General features: G+C 71.9%; 15 protein-coding genes. 8 read left to right on the forward strand and 7 right to left on the reverse strand.

The window, feature by feature from the left end; genetic code table 11:
* Nucleotides 1-5: 5 nt before the first annotated feature.
* The 6 genes from OG542_RS01980 to OG542_RS40640 form a co-directional block, all read right to left on the reverse strand.
* A complete protein-coding gene (locus OG542_RS01980) occupies nt 6-1,166 on the reverse strand; it encodes an LLM class flavin-dependent oxidoreductase (protein ID WP_328407628.1) in 1,161 nt (386 codons plus the stop codon).
* A 44-nt stretch (nt 1,167-1,210) separates the two neighbouring features.
* Entirely contained in the window at nt 1,211-2,398 is a 1,188-nt protein-coding gene (locus OG542_RS01985) for an SfnB family sulfur acquisition oxidoreductase (protein WP_328407630.1), read from the reverse strand.
* Nucleotides 2,395-2,952 carry an NADPH-dependent FMN reductase gene (ssuE, locus tag OG542_RS01990; RefSeq protein WP_328407633.1) on the reverse strand — a complete coding sequence of 186 codons (558 nt, stop codon included), beginning with the start codon at nt 2,950-2,952 and terminating at the stop codon, nt 2,395-2,397. Before ssuE ends, OG542_RS01985 begins: the two co-directional genes overlap by 4 nt.
* A gap of 11 nt (nt 2,953-2,963) precedes the next feature.
* A complete protein-coding gene (locus OG542_RS01995) occupies nt 2,964-4,181 on the reverse strand; it encodes an acyl-CoA dehydrogenase family protein (RefSeq protein ID WP_311129413.1) in 1,218 nt (405 codons plus the stop codon).
* Nucleotides 4,182-4,231: 50 nt separating this feature from the next.
* Complete coding sequence (sfnG, locus tag OG542_RS02000; RefSeq protein WP_328407635.1) at nt 4,232-5,362, reverse strand: dimethylsulfone monooxygenase SfnG; 1,131 nt, start codon at nt 5,360-5,362, stop codon at nt 4,232-4,234.
* Nucleotides 5,363-5,594: 232 nt separating this feature from the next.
* Nucleotides 5,595-5,675 (reverse strand): putative leader peptide, encoded by an 81-nt coding sequence (locus tag OG542_RS40640; protein ID WP_359892990.1) that lies wholly within the window; start codon nt 5,673-5,675, stop codon nt 5,595-5,597.
* 137 nt (nt 5,676-5,812) lie between these two features.
* Here OG542_RS40640 and OG542_RS02005 point away from each other — a divergent pair, with 137 nt between their 5' ends.
* From OG542_RS02005 to OG542_RS02040, 8 genes are all read left to right on the forward strand, one after another.
* Nucleotides 5,813-6,718 (forward strand): LysR family transcriptional regulator, encoded by a 906-nt coding sequence (locus OG542_RS02005; protein WP_328407637.1) that lies wholly within the window; start codon nt 5,813-5,815, stop codon nt 6,716-6,718.
* A gap of 246 nt (nt 6,719-6,964) precedes the next feature.
* Nucleotides 6,965-9,010, forward strand: coding sequence for a glycosyltransferase family 2 protein (locus OG542_RS02010; protein ID WP_328407639.1), 2,046 nt, complete (start codon nt 6,965-6,967; stop codon nt 9,008-9,010).
* 184 nt (nt 9,011-9,194) lie between these two features.
* On the forward strand, nt 9,195-11,258 hold the full coding sequence (locus OG542_RS02015; protein ID WP_328407641.1) for a discoidin domain-containing protein: 2,064 nt from the start codon (nt 9,195-9,197) through the stop codon (nt 11,256-11,258).
* Between the two features lie 19 nt (nt 11,259-11,277).
* On the forward strand, nt 11,278-11,874 hold the full coding sequence (locus OG542_RS02020; RefSeq protein ID WP_328407643.1) for a TetR/AcrR family transcriptional regulator: 597 nt from the start codon (nt 11,278-11,280) through the stop codon (nt 11,872-11,874).
* A 531-nt stretch (nt 11,875-12,405) separates the two neighbouring features.
* Nucleotides 12,406-13,494, forward strand: coding sequence for a hypothetical protein (locus OG542_RS02025; RefSeq protein ID WP_328407645.1), 1,089 nt, complete (start codon nt 12,406-12,408; stop codon nt 13,492-13,494).
* Nucleotides 13,495-13,572: 78 nt separating this feature from the next.
* Entirely contained in the window at nt 13,573-14,103 is a 531-nt protein-coding gene (locus tag OG542_RS02030; protein ID WP_311130487.1) for a (2Fe-2S)-binding protein, read from the forward strand.
* Entirely contained in the window at nt 14,100-15,104 is a 1,005-nt protein-coding gene (locus OG542_RS02035; RefSeq protein ID WP_328407647.1) for an FAD binding domain-containing protein, read from the forward strand. Before OG542_RS02030 ends, OG542_RS02035 begins: the two co-directional genes overlap by 4 nt.
* The gene (locus OG542_RS02040) at nt 15,101-17,254 is read left to right on the forward strand and encodes a xanthine dehydrogenase family protein molybdopterin-binding subunit (protein ID WP_328407649.1); all 2,154 of its coding nucleotides are present in this window, start codon (nt 15,101-15,103) and stop codon (nt 17,252-17,254) included. Before OG542_RS02035 ends, OG542_RS02040 begins: the two co-directional genes overlap by 4 nt.
* A gap of 6 nt (nt 17,255-17,260) precedes the next feature.
* Here the strand turns inward: OG542_RS02040 and OG542_RS02045 are convergent, their stop codons facing one another.
* A complete protein-coding gene (locus OG542_RS02045; RefSeq protein ID WP_328407651.1) occupies nt 17,261-19,468 on the reverse strand; it encodes a hypothetical protein in 2,208 nt (735 codons plus the stop codon).
* Between the last annotated feature and the right edge of the window lie 118 nt (nt 19,469-19,586).

The following is a 19,586-nucleotide window of genomic DNA, read 5'->3' on the forward strand; positions in this document are numbered from 1 at the left end:
CTGCGTCATCGTGGGTTTCCCGTACCCGCGAAGGGGACCTGGGCCGAGGAGGAGGTCTGCCGGGGGAAGGGATGCTGCCACAGGCCCTGTGCCTCGAGCCTCGGCAGGACGCCCTCGCCGAACCAGTAGGCCTCCTCCAAGTGCGGATAGCCGGAGAGGACGAACTCCTCGATGCCGAGGGCCGCGTACTCCTTGATGCGTTCGGCGACCTCGTCGTGGCTGCCGACCAGAGCCGTGCCGGCTCCGCCGCGCACCAGGCCGATGCCGGCCCACAGGTTGGGGTGGATCTCCAGGCCGTCCCGGTTGCCGCCGTCGTGCAGGGCCAGCATGCGCTGCTGCCCGGCGGACTCGCTGCGGGCCAGCCCGGCCTGCACGGACGCCACGGTCTCCGGGTCGAAGCCGTCCAGCAGCCGGTTGGCCTCCGCCCACGCCTGCTCGGAGCTTTCGCGGGTGATGACGTGCAGCCGGATGCCGAACCGCACGGTGCGGCCCTGCTCGGCCGCCAGCTTCCTGATCCAGGCGATCTTCTCGGCGACCTGCGCGGGCGGTTCGCCCCAGGTGAGGTACACGTCCACGTGCCGCGCGGCGATCTCTCCGGCGATGGGCGAGGAGCCGCCGAAGTAGACCTCGGGGACCGGGTCGGGCACGCGGGCCAGCGTCGCGTCCGCCACCTGGAGGTGCTCGCCGTGCAGATCGACGGTCTTGCCTTCCCACAGCTCCCGCACGATCTGCAGGAACTCGCCGGTACGGCGGTAGCGGGCGTCCTTGTCGAGGAAGTCGCCGTAAGCGCGCTGCTCGTGGCTCTCGCCGCCGGTGACGACGTTGAGCAGCAGCCGTCCGCCGGTCTGCCGCTGGAAGGTGGAGGCCATCTGGGCGGCGAGCGTGGGCGAGACGAAGCCGGGCCGGAAGGCGACCAGGAACTTCAGCCGCTCGGTGTTCTGGCTGACCATCGCCGTCGTCAGCCACGCGTCCTCGCACCAGGCGCCGGTGGGGGTGAGGGCGCCGACGAAGCCGAGGTCCTCGGCGGCGCGGGCGATCTGGCTCAGGTAGGCGACCGTCGGCGGCCGGTCCCGGCCGGAGGCGGTGGCCGGGGTGCCGTGGCCGCCGCCGACGACATGGCGGCTGTCGCCGTTGGTGGGCAGGAACCAGTGGAAGGTGAGGGACACAGAGATCTCCGATCGTGCGAAGGGGAAGAGGAAAGGGAAGGTGGTCAGAGCAGGCCGTGCCGGGGCGGCCGGGTGCCGCTCAGCACATAGCGGCCGATGTGCTGGACCTTCCAGCGGGCCGGGTCGTGCAGGGTGTGGGTGCGGGCGTCGCGCCAGTGGCGGTGCAGGCCCAGGGAGTCGAGCGCCGCGCGGGTGCCGGCGACCTCGAAGAGGGCGCTGCCGGTCTCGACGGCGGCCTCCGCGGCGGTCACCTTGGCGGTGGCCACCGCGATCGAGGCCTCGGCGGCCGAGTCGTCGGTCAGGTCGTCCCGTGCGGCGTCGACCACCCGGGCGGCCTCGCGCAGCAGGGCCTCCGCCGCCCGGAGGCGGATCGCGAGTTCACCGAACCGCTGGATGAGCAGCGGGTCCTCCGCGGCCGTCTCCAGCCCGCTCTCGAACCAGGGCCGGCTCTTCGTACGGACGAATTCCACGGCCTCCGCCAGCGCGCCGGAGGCGATCCCCGCGTCGATGGCGGCGTGCAGCAACTGGGCCACAGCACCGTGGAGTTGAGGGCCTTGGAAGGTGAGGTGGTGGGGCAGGACCCGGTCGGCGGGGACGGGCACCCGCTCCAGGCGGACGGTTCCGCTGGCGGTGGTGCGCTGCCCCATGCCGTCCCAGTCGTCGACGACCGTCAGGCCGGGGGCGTCACGCGGCACGTATGCCACGTGCAGGGTGTCGTCGTCGGTGCGGGCCAGGACGGGGATCCAGTGGGCGAACAGCGCGCCCGTGGAGTAGTGCTTGACGCCGTCCAGGACGTACAAGCCGTCCGGGCGTCGCGCGAGCCTGGTGCGGATGTCCTGCACATGCTTGGTGCCCGCCTCGGACTGGGCGTTGCCGAACCGCCTGCCCCGCAGCACCTCGCCGAAGAAGAACTCCTGCTGGGCGTGCGTGCCCTGGCGGCGCAGCACGTTGACGTAGACGAAGTGGCTCTGCGGGATCTGGGCGAGGCTGGCGTCGGCGGCGGCCAGCAGCCGGAAGATCTCGGCGAGCGTCTCGGTACGGACGTCCGCGCCGCCGAACTCCGCGGGAACCGTCACCCCGAGCAGCCCGGAGGCGGACAGCCGCTCCAGTTCCGCGTGCGGAAGCCGGCGCCCCGCGTCCCGCTCGGCGGCGTCCTTGCGGAAGTCCGCGGCCAGTTCACCGGCGACGCCGAGGGCCTCGGCGTCGCCGGCGAGCACGGTCACTGCGGTCATCCGGTGGCCGCCAGCAGGGTCGGGCGGCCGCCGAGGGCGAGCGAGAACTGGTCGGTGACCTGGGCCAGGGCCTCGGCGGTGCCGGGCGCGACGGTCAGGGTGCCGTCGTCGCCCACGGTGATGTCCTTGTCGACGGTGAACCAGCCCGGCGTGATGTGGGCGGGGCCCATGGAGTTCAGTACGGGACGCAGGGCGTAGTCGATGGCCAGGACGTGGGCGGTGGAACCGCCGGTGGCCAGCGGGAGGACGGTCTTGCCCGCGAGCGCGTACTGCGGGAGCAGGTCGAGCAGCGATTTCAGCAGGCCGGAGTAGGCGGCCTTGTAGACCGGGGTGCCGATGAGGATGCCGTCCGCGCGCTCGACCAGGGCGGTGGCCTCGACGATCGCCGGGTGCCGGAAGTCGGCGTACAGCAGGGCCTCGGGCGGGAGGGCGCGGACGTCGAACGGGATGACCTCGTGGCCCTGAGCCGCGAGCCGGTCGTCCAGGTGGCGCAGCAGCCGGGCGGTGCGGGAGGTGGCGGAGGGGCTGCCGGAGACGGAGAGGATGGTGGCCATGGGAGGACCTTTCAGGAGTACCAGGTGGGCTGCGGCAGTTCGCCGGTGAGGACGTGGCGGCCGATCTCACGGCGCTTGTAAGCCACCGGGTCGTGGAGGGTGTGGGTGCGGACGTTGCGCCAGAAGCGGTCGAGGCCCTCGGCGGAGGCGGTGGCGCGGGCGCCGGTCACCTCGAAGATCCGGTTGGTGACCTCAAGAGCCACGTCGGTAGCGCGGGCCTTCACGGCCGCCACCCGCACCTCGAACTCTCCGCGGGCCTGTTCGGTGACCGCGTCGGGGTCGTCGTGCAGCTTCTGGCCCTCGGCGGCCACGGCGTCGGCCAGTGCTTCGGCGGCCCACAGCTTGGCGGTGAGGTCGCCGTAGGTGTCGATGACGTAGGGCTCGTCGACGGCGTGCTCGTGGCCGCCGTGCAGCCAGGCGCGGGCCTTCGTGCGGGTGTAGGTGGCGGCGGTCTCCAGGGCGCCTGTGGCGATGCCGAGATAGAAGTTGACGAAGACGAGCTGGATGGTCGGCACATTGAGGGTGTTGTAGACACGCGGCCGGAACTGCTTGTCCACGTAGCCCGCCGCGGCCGACCAGGGGACGCGTACGGTGTCGATGGTGACGCCGCCGCTCTCGGTGAGGCGCTGGCCTATGTTGTCCCAGTCGTCGTGGAAGGTCAGGCCCTCGCTGTCGGAGGGGACGATGGCGAAGACGTGGTCGTCGGTGCCCTCCAGGACGCCTTCGAGCACGGTGACGTCGGAGACCTTGCTGCCGGTGGAGAAAGACTTGCGGCCGGTGAAGGTGAGGGTGTCGCCCTCGTCCCGCACCACCACGTCCTCGTCGCGCGGGTTGACCGCGCCGCCGAAGAACCACTGGTTGCGGGCTGCCTCGGCCTCCACGTGCTCCCACTGCTCGCGGGTGGCGACCAGCCGGGCGGCCCAGTTCCACAGGTAGTGATAGCCGAGCAGCTGGCCGATGGAGCCGTCCGCCTTGGCGACCTCACGAACGACGCGGTAGGCGGTGGGCCAGTCCTGGCCCGCGCCGCCGTGCTCGACGGGGCCGAGGAGGGTGACCAGGCCGGAGTCCTTCAGCAACTGGACCTCGGCGTACGGGGTGGCGGCTGCCTTGTCGCGGGCGGCGGCGTCGGCGGCGAGGACGGCGGCGACCTCGGCGGCGCGGGCGAGCCAGCCCTCTGCGTCCTTCGGGGCGGTGGCGGTCTTCCAGTCGGCCGGTGCGGCGGTGGTCATGGTGGGGAACCCCTTCACTCTCGGATGCGGGTCAGGTGCGGGTCGGGCGGTCAGGCGCGGGCGGCGGCGAAGTGCTCCGACTCGGCTTGCTGGGCCTCCAGTTCACGCACGAGGGGCAGCACCCGCTTGCCGAAGTACTCGACCTCCTCGTGGTAGTGCAGGAAACCGAGGAGGAGGAGGTCGACGCCGAGCCGCTTGTAGGCGACGATCCGTTCGGCGATCTGCTCGGGCGTGCCGATGAGGCCCGTGCGGAAACCGTCGTTGTACTGGACGAGGTCCTCGAAGCTGGAGTCATGCCACATGCCCTTGCCGTCGGCGGTGGACTGCCCGGCCTGCTGGACGGCGTCGCGGAAGCCGTGCACGGCCTCGGAGTCGGCGTGGGCGACGATCTCGCGGAGCGTCTCACGGGCCTCGGCCTCGGTGTCGCGGGCGATGAGGAAGCCGTTGAGACCGAACTTCGGGGGCGTGCGGCCCGCCTCGGCGGCGGCCGCTCGTACGTCGTTGATCTGCTCGGTGACGCCGTCGAAGTCCTTGCCGTTGCTGAAGTACCAGTCTGAGACCCGGCCGGCCATGGCGCGGGCGGCGGTGGAGTTGCCGCCCTGGAAGATCTCGGGGTGCGGGCGCTCGGGGGTGTTCAGCGGCTTGGGCTTGAGGGAGAAGTCGCGCACCCGGTAGAAGTCACCGGCGAGTTCGGCGTGGTCCTCGGTCCAGATGGTGCGCAGGGCGGTGATGAACTCCTCGGCGCGCCGGTAGCGCTCGTCGTGCTCCAGCCACGGCTCGCCGAGGGCGGTGAACTCGCCCTTGAACCAGCCGCTGACGACGTTGACGGCGAAGCGGCCGTTGGAAAGGTGGTCGGCGGTGGCGCCGAGTTTCGCGAGGACGCCCGGGTGCCACAGGCCGGGGTGGACGGCGGCGATGACCTTCAGCCGCTGGGTGGCGAGCAGCAGGGCGAGGCTGAAGCTGGTCGACTCGTGCTGGTTCTCGGCGCCGTAGCTGGCCATGTAGCGGACCTGGCTGAGCGCGTAGTCGAAGCCGTTGTTCTCGGCGAGGACGGCCAGTTCGCGGTTGTAGTCGTAGCCCCAGTCGGTGCGCTGTTCAACCTTGCTGGTGACCAGGCCGCCGCTGACGTTCGGCACCCAGTAGGCGAAGCGGACGGGGTCGGATGCGGGCGGTACGGGCATGGGGGACTCCCGGGAGAGCGGAAAGGCACGCGAAACACACAGGCGTCGGCACGGGGACGTGCTCGCGACGGGAATTCAGGCGCGCTGGAAGAGCGGTCCCGGGAAAGCCGTCAGCACGACGGAGAACGTCCGGAACCGGAATTCATGAACGGAGAGGGCGCAGAAAGCGAGTGGGAGGGTTTCCCTCGGAGGGGGTTTCCCTCGGAGGGGGTTTCCCTCGGGTGCGCTGCGCTCAGACGCGGCTGCGACAGCAGGAGCTGGAGACACGCGCGAGATCGACGTGGCGTCGCTGCGTGAGGTCCTGTCGCTTCATGTCGACGATCCAACCAAGCGTGGGTCCGGCCGGTCAAGCAGACCGGGTGGTTATTCCACATGGTGAGAGTCGGTATTCACGAGGTTGTGACAGGGATTCCCTTGAACCGGGGCTCGCGGGGAACGCAGTCTCCTGTCGTGCGCATAGAACAGCTGGAATACATCGCCGCCGTCACCCGGTTCGGTTCGCTGCGGCGTGCCGCCGAGGAACTGCATCTGTCCCAGCCCGCGTTGAGCGAGACCGTGCGCAATCTGGAGCGGGAGCTCGGTGTGGACCTGCTGGAGCGCAAGCGGTCGGGGGCGAAGGTCAGTGACGAGGGGCGGGAACTGCTGCCGCACATCATGACGGTGCTGGACGCGGTGGACCGGCTGCGCGGCGCGGCCGGAGACCAGCACCGCGTCAGCCGCATGGTGCGGCTCGGCACGGTCAACACGGCCACCGTTCCGCTGCTCATCCCGACGGTGCGTGAGTTCCGCTCCGCGCACCCGGCCACCCAGGTCGAGGTGGTCGGCGCGCAACAGGCCGACATCCACCGCGGGTTGCTGGAAGGCGCCTTCGACCTGGGGCTGGTGAACTATCTGCGCGGCGACGACATGCCGCCCGGCCTCGAGACGACCGAGCTGCTGCGCGGGCGGCCGGTGGTGTGCGTACGCCCGGACAGTCCGCTGGCGGCCCTGGACGCCGTGGATGTGGACAGCCTCCTCGCCGAGCCGCTCATCGTCATGCGGTCCGGCTATGTCATGCACCGCTACGTCCACCGGCTGCTGCACGGCCGGACACCGTCCTTCTCGTACTCCACCGACGGCGCCGAGATGGGCAAGCTGATGGTCGCCGAGGGGCTGGGGGCGACGGTGCTGCCCGATTTCAGCGTCCTGGGCGATCCCCTGGAGCGGCGGGGCACCCTCACCGTACGGCCACTGGCGGGGGACGAGACCGATGTGCTGCTGGTGCTGCAGCGCCGCCATGCCGTCTCCGTCCCCCGGGCCGTGCGTGATCTGCACGCGCTGTTCGTACGCAACGCGGATGCGCACCGGGCGTCGTGAAGCGGGGTTCTCCCGGGCCGGAGCGGCTTCGACTTCGACTTTGACTTCGGCTTCGGCTTCGGCTTCGGCTTCGGCAGCGAGGCTGCCCTGGCCCGAACGGGTGGTTCACCCACTCCGACGGCGCAGGAGGAAGCCTCTCGCGGGGCGGCCGGGCCGGGACGCGCCGAAGCTCCAGGGAGACGAGCGGCAAGCCGCCGGCAGCGGGTCGGCGGCTTCCGTCAGGCACCGGCAGGCCCGGGAGTCATCATGCTCCGTACGAATCCGCCCCGCGTCAGCGTGATCATCCCCGCGTACAACTCCATGCCGGAACTGACGAAGTGTGTCACCTCCGTCATGGAGCAGACGCTCGGCCTGGACAGGATCGAGATCATCGCGGTCGACGACGGTTCGACCGACGGCACCGCGGACGAACTGGACCGGCTCGCGCACACCTGCCCCAGCCTGCGCGTCGTCCACCAGCCCAACAGCGGAGGAGCCGGCGGCCCACGCAACACCGGTCTGGACATGGCCGGCGGTGACTACGTCTTCTTCCTCGACTCCGACGACTACCTGGGTCCCGACGCCCTGCGCCGCATGGTCGCGATGGCGGACGAGAACCGCACCGACGTGGTCCTCGGCAAGATGGTGTCCGTGGGCGGACGTGCCGTGCCGACAGCGGTCTTCTCGCACAACCAGCCCCGGACCGATGTCTTCTCCTCCGCCGCCTACCGCACCCTGGGCTGCTGGAAGCTGTTCCGGCGCTCGCTGATCGAGCGGCTGGACCTGAGGTTCCCGCCGTACCGCAACTGCGAGGACAAGCCGTTCACCGCCGCGGCCTTCCTCAACGCCGACGGCATCTCCGTGGTGGCCGACTACGACTGCTACTACTCACGCAACCGCCAGAACGGCAACAATCTCACCCTCACCGCCGCCGACCTCGTCCACCGCATGGACGGCACCCGGCTGTGCTTCGAGACGGTCGCCCGCTACCTGGAACCCGGACCGCGCCGGGACCAGATCATGCGCCGCCACGTGGAGTGGGAGCTGTGCGGGCCCCTGCGCGCCCTGCTGCCCAAGGAGAGCGAAGAGCAGGCACGGGAGCGCTTCTATCCGCAGTTCCGGGAGTGGGCACTGAGCTATGTGACAGAAGGTGTCTTCCAGCAGCTCGCCCCGCCGGACCGGCTCATCGTCCACCTTCTGCGCGCGGACCGGTACGAGGACCTCATCACCGTGGCCCGGCACGCCAAGGAGGACGCGGTGCGCGGCAACGTCGTCGACAAGGGCCGCGTCTACTGGTGCCACCCCTTCTTCCGGGACCCGGTGAAGGCGGTCCCGGACGCCTGCTTCGACGCCACGGACCGGATCCCGGTCCGTCATGAACTGGCCGAAGCGGCATGGACGGGCGACGGCGGTGTGCTCCGGCTCGCCGGCCACGCCGGTATCGAGTCCCTCGGCGCCCTCGAGCCCACCACCCGGCTGATCCTGCGCCCGCGTGGCTTCTCGCACCCTGACGTCTGCGTGCCGGTGACCGTCCGCACCGCCGCGCACCAGCCGATCGAGCACACGGACGAGGCAACCGGCTTCCTCGTCGAGGTGGATCTGAGCACCGTCGACTCGGGCGCACCGCTCGGCGCCGGGGTGTGGGATCTCCACCTGGACGTGCGGGCCAAGGGAGTCAGCCGGACCGTCAGGCTCCGGCAGGCCAGGACGGACCCGAACGGCCAGAGGACCGCCCCGCCGCGGCGCGAGGTCGTGGCCATCGGCTGCTCCCGGCCCGGGCACGAGCCCACCACCGCGCGTCCCTTCTTCACTCCGTACGGGAACTTCTCCCTGGACATCCGGCGGACCGAGGACGAGCCGGTCTGCCACGTGACCGGGACCGCCTGGGACACGTCCACGCCCGGCACGCTCCTCGTCAGCGGACGCCTGACCGATGACGCCGAGCGCCGCCCCGGGCCCACGGCCCTGCGCGCCGAAGACGACTCGGGCTCGGTGCGAGAGGTGCCCCTTCGGTACGCACCGGACGGCAGCGGCACCGGCTTCACCGCTCGCCTGCCGGTCAGGAAGCTGTCTCCGGGACGGTGGACGCTGACCCTCCGTACGGACGAGCCCAACAGCCGGATTCCCGTCCCGCCTCTGAAGGGACTGACCGGCACCCGCTGGTTCCGGGCCGCCCGGCTCGGCCGCCCCTACTACGCCAAGCCGCTCCCCCGCGGTTCGAAGGGGGCCATGGCGCTGCGCGTGGCGCCGGTCGGGCCGGCGGCGGCCCTTCGCCGACGGCTCGGTCGACACGGATCCGGCTCTCGCCCGTGACGTCTTTCTGATTCCCCGTCAGTAGGTCATCTGTCCCGGACTCTTGACTCGTGAGGCGGCAGTGGTCATTCTCGTCGCACCATGGGCGAGGTCATGACAATCGGGCTGTCGCTCCCCGGCCCTCAGGGCCCAGGACGGCCCGATACGTCGACCCCGCCATCCCCCCGACCAAGGGACGTGGGCTGTGACCAGTGCCGGACGCCCGTACCGCCGACGCAAGAACATCACCGTTGTGTCGCTCCTCCTGCTCGTGCTGTCCATCGCGCTCGGTCCCACACCTAGTTCGGCGGCCGGAACCGACTGGTGGAACCCGACCGCACGGCCCGCGCCGGACTCCGGGGTCAATGTCACGGGGGCGCCTTTCACCGGCACCAACGCCCGGGGCGAGGTGCGCGGCTTCGTCGACGCGCACGACCACATCTTCTCCAACGAGGCCTTCGGCGGCCGTCTGATCTGCGGAAAGCCGTTCTCCGAGCAGGGCGTCGCGGACGCACTCAAGGACTGCCCCGAGCACTACCCGGACGGCTCGCTCGCGATCTTCGACTTCATCACCAACGGCGGTGACGGCAAGCACGACCCGAACGGCTGGCCCACCTTCAAGGACTGGCCGGCCCACGACTCGCTGACCCACCAGCAGAACTACTACGCCTGGGTGGAGCGGGCGTGGCGTGGCGGCCAGCGGGTGCTGGTCAACGACCTCGTCACCAACGGCGTCATCTGCTCCGTGTACTTCTTCAAGGACCGCGGCTGCGACGAGATGACGTCCATCCGGCTGCAGGCCAAGCTGACGTACGACATGCAGGCCTACATCGACAAGATCTACGGCGGACCGGGCAAGGGCTTCTTCCGGATCGTCACCGACAGCGCGCAGGCCCGTGAGGTCGCCGAGCAGGGCAAGCTGGCGGTCGTCCTCGGCGTCGAGACCTCCGAGCCCTTCGGCTGCAAGCAGATCCTCGACATCGCACAGTGCAGCAGGGCCGACATCGACAAGGGCCTTGACGAGCTGTACTCGCTGGGCGTGCGCAGCATGTTCCTGTGCCACAAGTTCGACAACGCACTGTGCGGTGTCCGCTACGACTCGGGCACGCTCGGAACGGCCATCAACGTCGGCCAGTTCCTGTCGACGGGCACCTACTGGAAGACGGAGAAGTGTACGGGCCCGCAACACGACAACCCGATCGGCAACGCCTCGGCGCCCGAAGCCGAGAAGAAGCTCCCGGCGGGCGAGGAGGTCCCCTCCTACAGCGCTGACGCCCAGTGCAACGTCAGAGGACTCACCGCACTCGGCGAGTACGCCGCCCGCGGCATGATGCAACGCGGGATGATGCTGGAGATCGACCACATGAGCGTCAAGGCCACCGGCCGGGTGCTCGACATCTTCGAGGCCGAGTCCTACCCCGGCGTGCTCTCCTCGCACAGCTGGATGGACCTGGACTGGACCGAGCGGGTCTACGGTCTCGGCGGCTTCATCGCCCAGTACATGCACGGCTCCGAGGGTTTCATCTCGGAGGCGAAGCGCACGGAGGCCCTGCGCGACAAGTACGGCGTGGGCTACGGCTACGGCACCGACATGAACGGCGTCGGCGGCTGGCCGGGCCCGCGTGGAGCGGACGCCCCGAACAAGGTGACGTACCCCTTCAAGAGCGTCGACGGCGGTTCCGTCATCGACCGGCAGACCACCGGCGAGCGCACCTGGGACCTGAACACCGACGGAGCCGCCCACTACGGTCTCGTCCCGGACTGGATCGAGGACATCCGCCGGGTCGGTGGCCAGGACGTGGTGGACGACCTCTTCCGCGGCGCCGAGTCCTACCTCGACACCTGGGGGGCCTCCGAGAACCACGAGGCCGGGGCCGATCTCGCGCGCGGCGCGGCCACGTCGGCCAGTTCCTCGGAGTGGAGCCTGTTCACGAGCTACAAGCCGCACCGGGCCGTCGACGGCGACGGCGGCACCCGCTGGGCGAGCGACTGGAGCGACGACCAGTGGTACCGGCTCGACCTCGGGTCCACCAAGCGCGTCGAGCGGGTCACTCTCGACTGGGAGAACGCGTACGCGAAGTCGTACCGCGTCGAGCTCTCCACCGACGGGGAGAACTGGCGGACCGCGTGGTCCACGACAGCGGGCGACGGTGGCCTGGACACCGCGCGATTCACCGGCACACCGGCCAGGTACGTACGCGTCCAGGGGCTGGAACGCGGCACCGACCGGGGCTACTCCCTCTACGAGGTCGGAGTCCACGGCAGCTGACACCCACGAGAGGGGCTCCATGACACGGTTGCCGTCCGCCGAGCGGCGGCGACAGCTCACCGAAGCGGCGATCAGGGCGATGGCCCGGGACGGCGTCCCCAGGACGACGACCCGGTCCATCGCCGCCGAAGCGGGCGTCTCGCTGAGCGTCTTCCACTACTGCTTCGACTCCAAGCAGGAGCTGATCGAGTCCGTCATCACCACCATCGCCGGGCACTACGTGACGGTGGTGAAGGAGGCCCTGCGGCCCAGGGCCACGCTCGAGGAGACCGTCCGGGCGGGCTTCCAGGCGTACTGGGAGCACGTCCGCGCCCACCCCGACGAGCACATGCTCACCTATGAGCTCACGCAGTACGCGCTGCGCCAGCCCGGCTTCGAACATCTGGCGCGGCGCCAGTACGAGCTGTACGCCGAGACGCACATCGAGCTCATCGGGCAGCTGCGGCAGACCATGGGCCTGCGCCTGCGCGTACCCGCCCCCGTCCTGGCACGCTACCTGGCCGCCATGACCGACGGCCTGACCCTCAACTACCTCGTGCTCGGCGACGACGAAGCCTGGTCGGGCATCCTCGACACGGTCACCGCGCACATCGCAGGCCTGGTGCGCGAGCCCTGAGAACAGGGCCGACATGGGCGAGGTCGCCCGGATCCGCTCCGAACTTCCCGTCCTGCGTGATCGTGTCCTCGCCGTGGGGGCCGTCGGCGGTCGGTGACGGCGAATGCAAGTCTTATTGAGCGGGAACGCGGTCGGCGCGGGAAGCGGGGCCAGGTGTCAGAGCCCGCAGCAGCATCGGCAGGGTGCGGTCCAGCTCCCGCCACCAGTACGACCGGTGCGGCGAGCAGGACCCGCCCCGATGCGGATGGTGGGCGGGCCCTGCTCGTGCGGACCATTGTCGGGATCGTGGGTCGGCTGGGCCATGAGTGTGATCCGTCGGTGTGCGCGCGGCGCGCACACCCCGTGCGCGTGGCGCACCTCCCGCGCACCCCGAGCCGCCGAAGTGCGCTGCCGGGTGCCGAACAGAGCCGTCGCGTGTTCACATGGCAGCGCTCATCGGGGGTAGGCCGTGTGTGTGACCCCGGGTTATCCAGGCCGGCCCGCGGTGACGATACTGGCAGGCACACCTGCCCCCAGCTCACAGATGGACCCATGCCGATCTTCTCCACCGTCCGCCCCCAGACGCCCGCCACAGTGTGGCTGGCGCGCGGCCGCCATGCCTCCGGCGCCGCGGAAGACGTTCTCCGGCGCTCGCTCCAGCAGCGCAAGGACAGTCAGGACATCGACGACTTTCTGGAGTTGTCCGAGGCCGAGGCAGGAACGTCGGAGCGGGTCTTCGAGGCCCGCTGGCAGGTCGGCGACGGGGTGGCCGTGCGGGCCCGGCTGAGCGTGGCGCCCGGTCCGGACGGCGAGGGACAGGAATGGATCCTGGTCGCGGAGGCCGAGCAGCCGTGGAGCGACGACTGGCCGTCGCCGACCGGTTTGTTCTGGCCACAGGAGCCGGACGCCGCCTGGGACCAGGACGCCGCCGCGAATCTGTCCCTGCGGGAGATCAATCCGCTCCCCCAGGACGACAAGGAGATGAAGCGCCTGCTCCGGAACGCGGTGCGCGGCGGATGGCACATTCACGTGGTCGTCCATGAGGCGATGACCACGGACGAGCAGGGCCGCATGCCGGTGGCACGGTGGCTCCCGCCCGGCCTGCGGCACCGGGTGGTGGAGCACCGCGCCGTCCCGCAGCAGTCGCGGGGACTCAACTGGGCCCTGCGGGACTCCGGCGTGCAGGTGCCGCGGGGCGGTGCCGTGGTGCTGCCCGGCACCCCGGCGCCGGAGGGTTACGACGCCGAGGACTTCTCCGTTCGTGCGGTCTTCCTCGACGGCTCGGAGCCGGCCGACCTCGTCGATGCGGTGAAGCGGTTCGCCGCGCTGCCGAGGCCCCTGCCCGACGGCGCCGAGGAGGCCCTCACCGCGCTGCGGGAGGACTGGCACCTGCTGAGTCTCCAGGAGGAGCTGGATCGCCAGCGCGGCTTGGTGGCCATGTACGCCGAGGCGCTGGAGGCCATGACGAAGTCCCGTGACCTGTATCGGGAGGCGGCCGAGCGCGCCCACGAGGCGCTGACCGCCTACCAGGAGTCCGACGGGACCGCTCCCGCGCGGCAGCAGCCCTCCGGCGCTCCCGCCGTGTCCCCGCTGCAGCAGCTCACACGGACGTTCGAGCGCCTCAAGGGCAGGTCGTCGTAGCCCGCACGTGTCAGTCGTGGCCAGGTGGATACGCGGTCCGTACGGCAGTACGGCCCGCCCGGGAAGGTCCTCCACGACATGGGCAACGACCAGCACCACTCGGAGACCACACTCCGCGTCAACGGCAAACCCCACACCCTCACCGTCGACCACCGGCGGGTCCTGCTGGACCTCCTGCGGGAGGATCTCGACCTCACGGGAGCCAAGAAGGGCTGCGACCACGGCCAGTGCGGCGCCTGTACGGTCCTGGTGGACGGGCGGCGCGTCAACAGCTGTCTGCTGTTCGCGATCGCCCTGGACGGGTGCGAGGTCACCACGATCGAGGGCCTGTCCGGCGACGGTGAGGAGCCGCATCCGCTGCAACAGGCCTTCCTGGAACGCGACGCCTTCCAGTGCGGCTACTGCACCCCGGGCCAGATCTGCTCCGCGGCCGGTGTGCTCGCCGAGGCGGCGGCCGGTCATCCCTCACACGTCACCGACCCGTCGACACCCTCGGGTGAACCGGTTCCGCTGGGCCGGGAGGAGATCCGGGAGCGGCTGAGCGGCAATCTGTGCCGGTGCGGCGCGTATCCGCGGATCGCCGAGGCGGTGGAGGACGTGATCCGGTGAAGGAGTTCGCCTACGTCCGTGCCGGAAGCGTCGAGGAGGCGACCTCCGCGTACGCCTCCCACGCCGGCGCCCGCTATCTCGGCGGCGGCACCAACCTCGTCGATCTGATGAAGCTCGGCGTCGAGCGGCCCGCCACTCTCATCGACGTCACCCGGCTGCCGCTGGACACGGTGGAGGAGCTGCCGGACGGTGTGCTGCGGATCGGGGCGATGGTCCGCAACAGCGACCTCGCGGCCCACCCCCTCGTACGCGACCGGTACCCGGCGCTGTCGCAGGCGGTGCTCGCGGGCGCCTCCGGGCAGTTGCGCAACGCGGCGACGACCGGCGGCAACCTGCTCCAGCGCACCCGGTGCCCGTACTTCCAGGACCTGTCGAAGCCGTGCAACAAGCGCGAGCCGGGCAGCGGCTGCGGCGCGCGGGACGGTGTCCACCGCGATCACGCGGTGCTCGGGCACTCCGCGCACTGCATCGCCACCCATCCGTCGGACATGGCGGTGGCGCTGGCCGCTCTGGAGGGGCGTGTCGAGCTGTACGGGCCGGAGGGCGCCCGGAGTGTCGCGGCGGCGGACTTCCACCGGCTGCCCGGGGACCGGCCCGAGCAGGACACCGAGATCCGCCCCGGCGAACTGGTCACCGGTCTGGTGCTTCCGGCTGCCACGGCCGGGCTGCCGTCGGCGTACCGCAAGGCCCGTGACCGGGCCTCGTACGCCTTCGCGCTCGCGTCCGTCGCGGTCGTGCTGCGGGTGTCTGACGGTGTGGTCGGCCACGCCGGGCTCGCGTTCGGGGCGCTGGCGCACCGCCCCTGGCGGGCCCGGCGGGCGGAGGAGGCGCTGCTGGGCGCGGCTCCGACCGCCGCCGCGTTCGAGCACGCCGTCGACCTCGAGCTGTCCGCCGCGCGGCCGCTGCGGGACAACGCCTACAAGGTGCCGCTGGCCCGCAATCTCGCCGTGGACGTGCTGTCCCGGCTCGCGGACCAGGCTCTGACGAGGAGGACTCCATGACCGGCAGCGTGGGCGCTCCCGCCGAGCGCCGGGAGGGACGGGAGAAGGTCAGCGGCAGCGCCCGCTACGCCGCCGAGTACCACTCCCCCGGCCGGGCCCAGGCCTGGCCCGTGCCGGCGACCGTCGCCAGGGGCCGGGTGACCGGCGTCGACACGGCGGCGGCCATGGCCGTGCCCGGTGTCCTCGCCGTCCTCACCCACGAGAACGCGCCGCGGCTCGCCGAGCCGGACGATCCGACGCTCGCCGTGCTCCAGGACCCCCGGGTTCCGCACCGGGGCTGGTTCGTGGCCCTGGTGGTGGCCGAGACCCTGGAGGCGGCCCGGGCCGGTGCCACGGCGGTCCGGGTCGCCTACGACGCCGAAGAGCACGACGTGGGGCTCACCGCCTCGCACCCGGGCGTGTACGTGCCCGAGGAGGCCAACGGCGGATACCCGGCCGTCCGTGAACAGGGCGACCCCGACGAGGCCTTCGGGGCCTCGGCCGCCCGGGTCGATGTCGCGTACCGGGTGCCGCCGCTGCACAACCACCCCATGGAGCCGCACGCCAGCACCGCCCGCTGGGACGACGGCCGCCTGACCGTGCATACCTCCAGCCAGGGGGCCGGTGCCGTACAAGCCGTGCTCGCCGGGCTGTTCGCCGTGCCGAAGGAGCGGATCGTCGTCACCGCCGAGCACGTCGGCGGCGGCTTCGGGTCCAAGGGCACGCCACGGCCCGACGTCGTGCTCGCCGCGATGGCGGCACGGCAGACCGGGCGGGCGGTCACCGTGGCCCTCCCCCGCCGGTATCTGCCCGCCGTCGTCGGGCACCGTGCTCCCACCCTGCACCGCCTGCGGCTCGGTGCCGGCGCGGACGGCCGCCTCACCTCCCTCGTGCACGAGGTCACCACCCACACCTCCCGCATCAAGGAGTTCGTGGAGCAGGCGGCAGTGCCCGCCCGCGTGATGTACGCCGCGCCCCACAGCCGTACCGTGCACCGGGTCGCGGCGCTGGACGTGCCCTCGCCGTCGTGGATGCGGGCGCCGGGCGAGGCTCCGGGCATGTACGCGCTGGAGTCCGCCATGGACGAACTCGCCGGGGAGCTGGACATGGACCCGGTCGAACTGCGGGTCCGCAACGAGCCGGACGTCGAACCCGACAGCGGCAAGCCGTTCAGCAGCAGGCACCTGGTCGAGTGTCTGCGCGAGGGTGCCCGGCGCTTCGGGTGGGATGGGCGCGATCCCCGCCCGGGCTCCCGCCGGGAAGGGCCCCTGCTGCTGGGGACGGGCGTGGCGGCGGCGATGTATCCCGTCATGGTGTGGCCCTCCGCGGCGACGGCCCGCGCCCTGCCCGACGGGACGTTCCTGGTGCGGATCAACGCCACCGACATCGGCACCGGGGCCCGGACCGTGCTCGCGCAGGTCGGCGCCGACGCCCTCGGGGTTCCGCTGGAGCGGGTGCGGATCGAGGTCGGCAGCAGTGAGCTCCCGTCGGCGCCGCTGGCCGGCGGCTCGTCCGGCACCGCCTCCTGGGGCTGGGCGGTCCACGAGGCCGGTGCCCTGCTGGCGCGGCGGCTGGCCGAGCACCAGGGTCCGCTGCCCGAGCAGGGGCTCGACGCGCGCGCCGACACCAGGGGCACGGCGGACGCCGAGAGCGCCTGGGCCCGGCACGCCTTCGGGGCGCACTTCGCAGAGGTCGCGGTGGACACGGTCACCGGCGAGGTCCGGGTCGGCCGGCTGCTCGGGGTGTACGCCGCCGGGCGCATCCTCAACGCCCGCACGGCACGCTCCCAGTTCGTCGGCGGCATGACGATGGGACTGGGCATGGCGCTGACCGAGGGCAGCACGATGGACGCCGCGTTCGGGGACTTCACCGAGGCGGATCTGGCGTCGTACCACGTGCCCGTGCACGCCGATGTCGGCGAGATCGAGGCGCACTGGCTGGACGAGGACGATCCCCGTCTCAACCCGATGGGCAGCAAGGGCATCGGGGAGATCGGGATCGTCGGGACGGCCGCGGCGATCGGCAACGCCGTGCACCACGCCACCGGTGTCCGCTTCCGGGAACTGCCGCTCACGCCGGACCGGGTGCTGGCCGGGCTGCTCGATCGCCCGGCGGCGAACGGCGTCCGGACCGGACCCGCTGGGAGCGGAGCCGGTCCGGTGCGGCAGTAGGAGGCGTCACTCCGCCATACTGCGTGCCTCGGTCGCCGGCAGGGGCGACCACTGTCCGCCCGCGAAGGGCGCCACCGCGCGGAAGACCAGCGCGACGAGGGCGAGCAGCGCCGTGCTCACGGCGGCACCGGCGGCGAACCACGGCGGAGCGAGCGCGAGGTCCACGGCCCGGGTCAGGGACGCCGACGGGAAGGAACTCCCGTACGCCTGGGCCCCGGCCAGCACCGTGGGCACCACCACCGCCCCGACCAGTACCGGTGCGACGGGGCGCAGGGCCAGCAGCAGCGCCAGCACCGTGCAGAGCACGGACAGGCCGAGGGCCACGGCGTGCAGGTCCAGGGACGCTCCGCCGCGCTGCAGCGGGAAGTGGGCCACCGCGCACACGGCCAGGGCCAGAGCCGTGAGCCAACTCGACCACGCCATGGCCCTGGTGAGCCGCTCCGTAGCGCGGTCGCGGTCCGAGGGTGAGGAGTCGAGGGTCCGGCGGATCTCTCGGCGCCTGGCCGGTCGGGCGGGCGTCACGGGCTGCGCGGTCTCGGCCTCGGGACGCTCGGTGCCGGCCGGCACGCGGCCGTTGCGGTCCAGCCGCTCCAGGCCGAGGCGGTCGATCAGCTCGACAAGCTCCCCGACGGAGCGGCCGGTGGCGGCCGCGCGGAGTGCCTCCTCGCGGACGTGGGGCATCTGCGGCTCTTTGTGCAGCAGGACCACCAGCCGGGTCACTTCCTCCACCGGGCGGTGGGCGGCCGCGGCCCGGATGGCCTCGTCGGCGCTGTCGGCGTCACGCGGGGGCTTCGTCAGCAGGGCGATCATCCGGCTCACGTCCTCCACGCGCCGCTCCACGCCGGCCGTGCGGAGTGCGTCGACCATCGCTTCGGCGTGGTCGGGTGACTTCTCCAGCGAGGTGATGAGGGCGACGACCTCCTCCAGAGGCCGGTCGGCCACGGCGGCGTGCACCAGGTCGCTGACCGCGTCACCGTACGGTGCGGGGGCCGGCCCCGTGCCGGGCCGCAGCTCCACCGGATTGTCGTCCAGCGAGCGGATCACGAACGGCCGCGCACCCGACTGCTCCGCCTCACCCGGCGCGGGGTCCACCGGGCCGGTCCGGTTCTGTCCGGGGCCGGCGAGCGGGGCGGGCGCCGAGTCCAACAGGTCCTTGCGGAGAGCCGCACGCGCGGCCGACGGCCGATCCGCCTGGTACGGCCTGGAGACTGCGGGCGCGGCGGACGGCGAACTCACCTGGTCCGAACGGGAGGCCACGGGCGCGTCGGACGGCCGGTCCGCCTGATGGGGACCTGAGGCAGCGGGCTGGACGGACGGCGGGTCCACCCGGTTCGAACGGGACACCACGGGCGCGTCGGACGGCCGGTCCGCCTGGTACAGCCCTGAGACAGCGGGCGCGGCGGACGGCGAGCTCACCTGGTACGGCCTGGAGACTGCGGGCGCGGCGGACGGCGAACTCACCTGGTCCGAACGGGAGGCCACGGGCGCGTCGGACGGCCGGTCCGCCTGATGGGGACCTGAGGCAGCGGGCTGGACGGACGGCGGGTCTACCCGGTTCGAACGGGCCACCACGGGCGCGTCGGACGGCCGGTCCGCTTCGTCCGAGCCGGGCGCGGTCGACCGCGCGGGCTCCGGGTCCGCCCGGTCGGGGCCGCGGGCGGCAGAACGCTCGGTCGCCGTGCCCGAACCGGGGGCAGCGGCCCGGTCGAAGGCCACATCCGCCTCGTCCGAGGCAGGGGCAGCGGGCCGCGAGGACTCCTGGTCCCCCGGGTCCAGGACGGGGACGGCGGGCCGGGCAGCCTCGTCCACACCAGAGACAGCCGACCGTGCCGGATGCGCCCCGTTCACGGCAGGGGAAACAGGCCCGGCAGACGACGGAGCCATCTCGTCCACGCCGGAAGCGGCCGACGGCGCCGACACCTGGTCCGCCCCCTTCACGGCAGGGGCAGCAGGCCGGGCGGACGACGACGCCGCCTCGTCCCTGCCAGGGGCAGCCGGCTCCGTGCCCGGCGGGCCCGCCGGGTGAGACGTGGCGGGAGGCTCGGTGCCCGCACGGTACGTCTCGTGCGAGGGGACGGCGGGCTGCGTGCTCGTCTGCTCCACCTGGTACGCGCCGGTGGCGACGGTGGTCTCGGCGGACGGCTGGGCGGACCCGTTCGACTCGCCGGTTATGGCGGATTCGTTCGAGCGGGGTGATGAAGAGCAGGTGGTCATACTCGCCTCCATGGGAAGAGTGCGGCCGCTCCTGCGCCCCCCGTCGTGTGACGAGCGACGTTACGCTGACCATTACTAGGCGCCCCCTTCACCCCGTGCCACTCGTGTGAGCCACCGG

The organism is Streptomyces violaceus, assembly GCF_036014075.1.
GTDB classification, from domain to species: Bacteria; Actinomycetota; Actinomycetes; order Streptomycetales; family Streptomycetaceae; genus Streptomyces; species Streptomyces violaceus.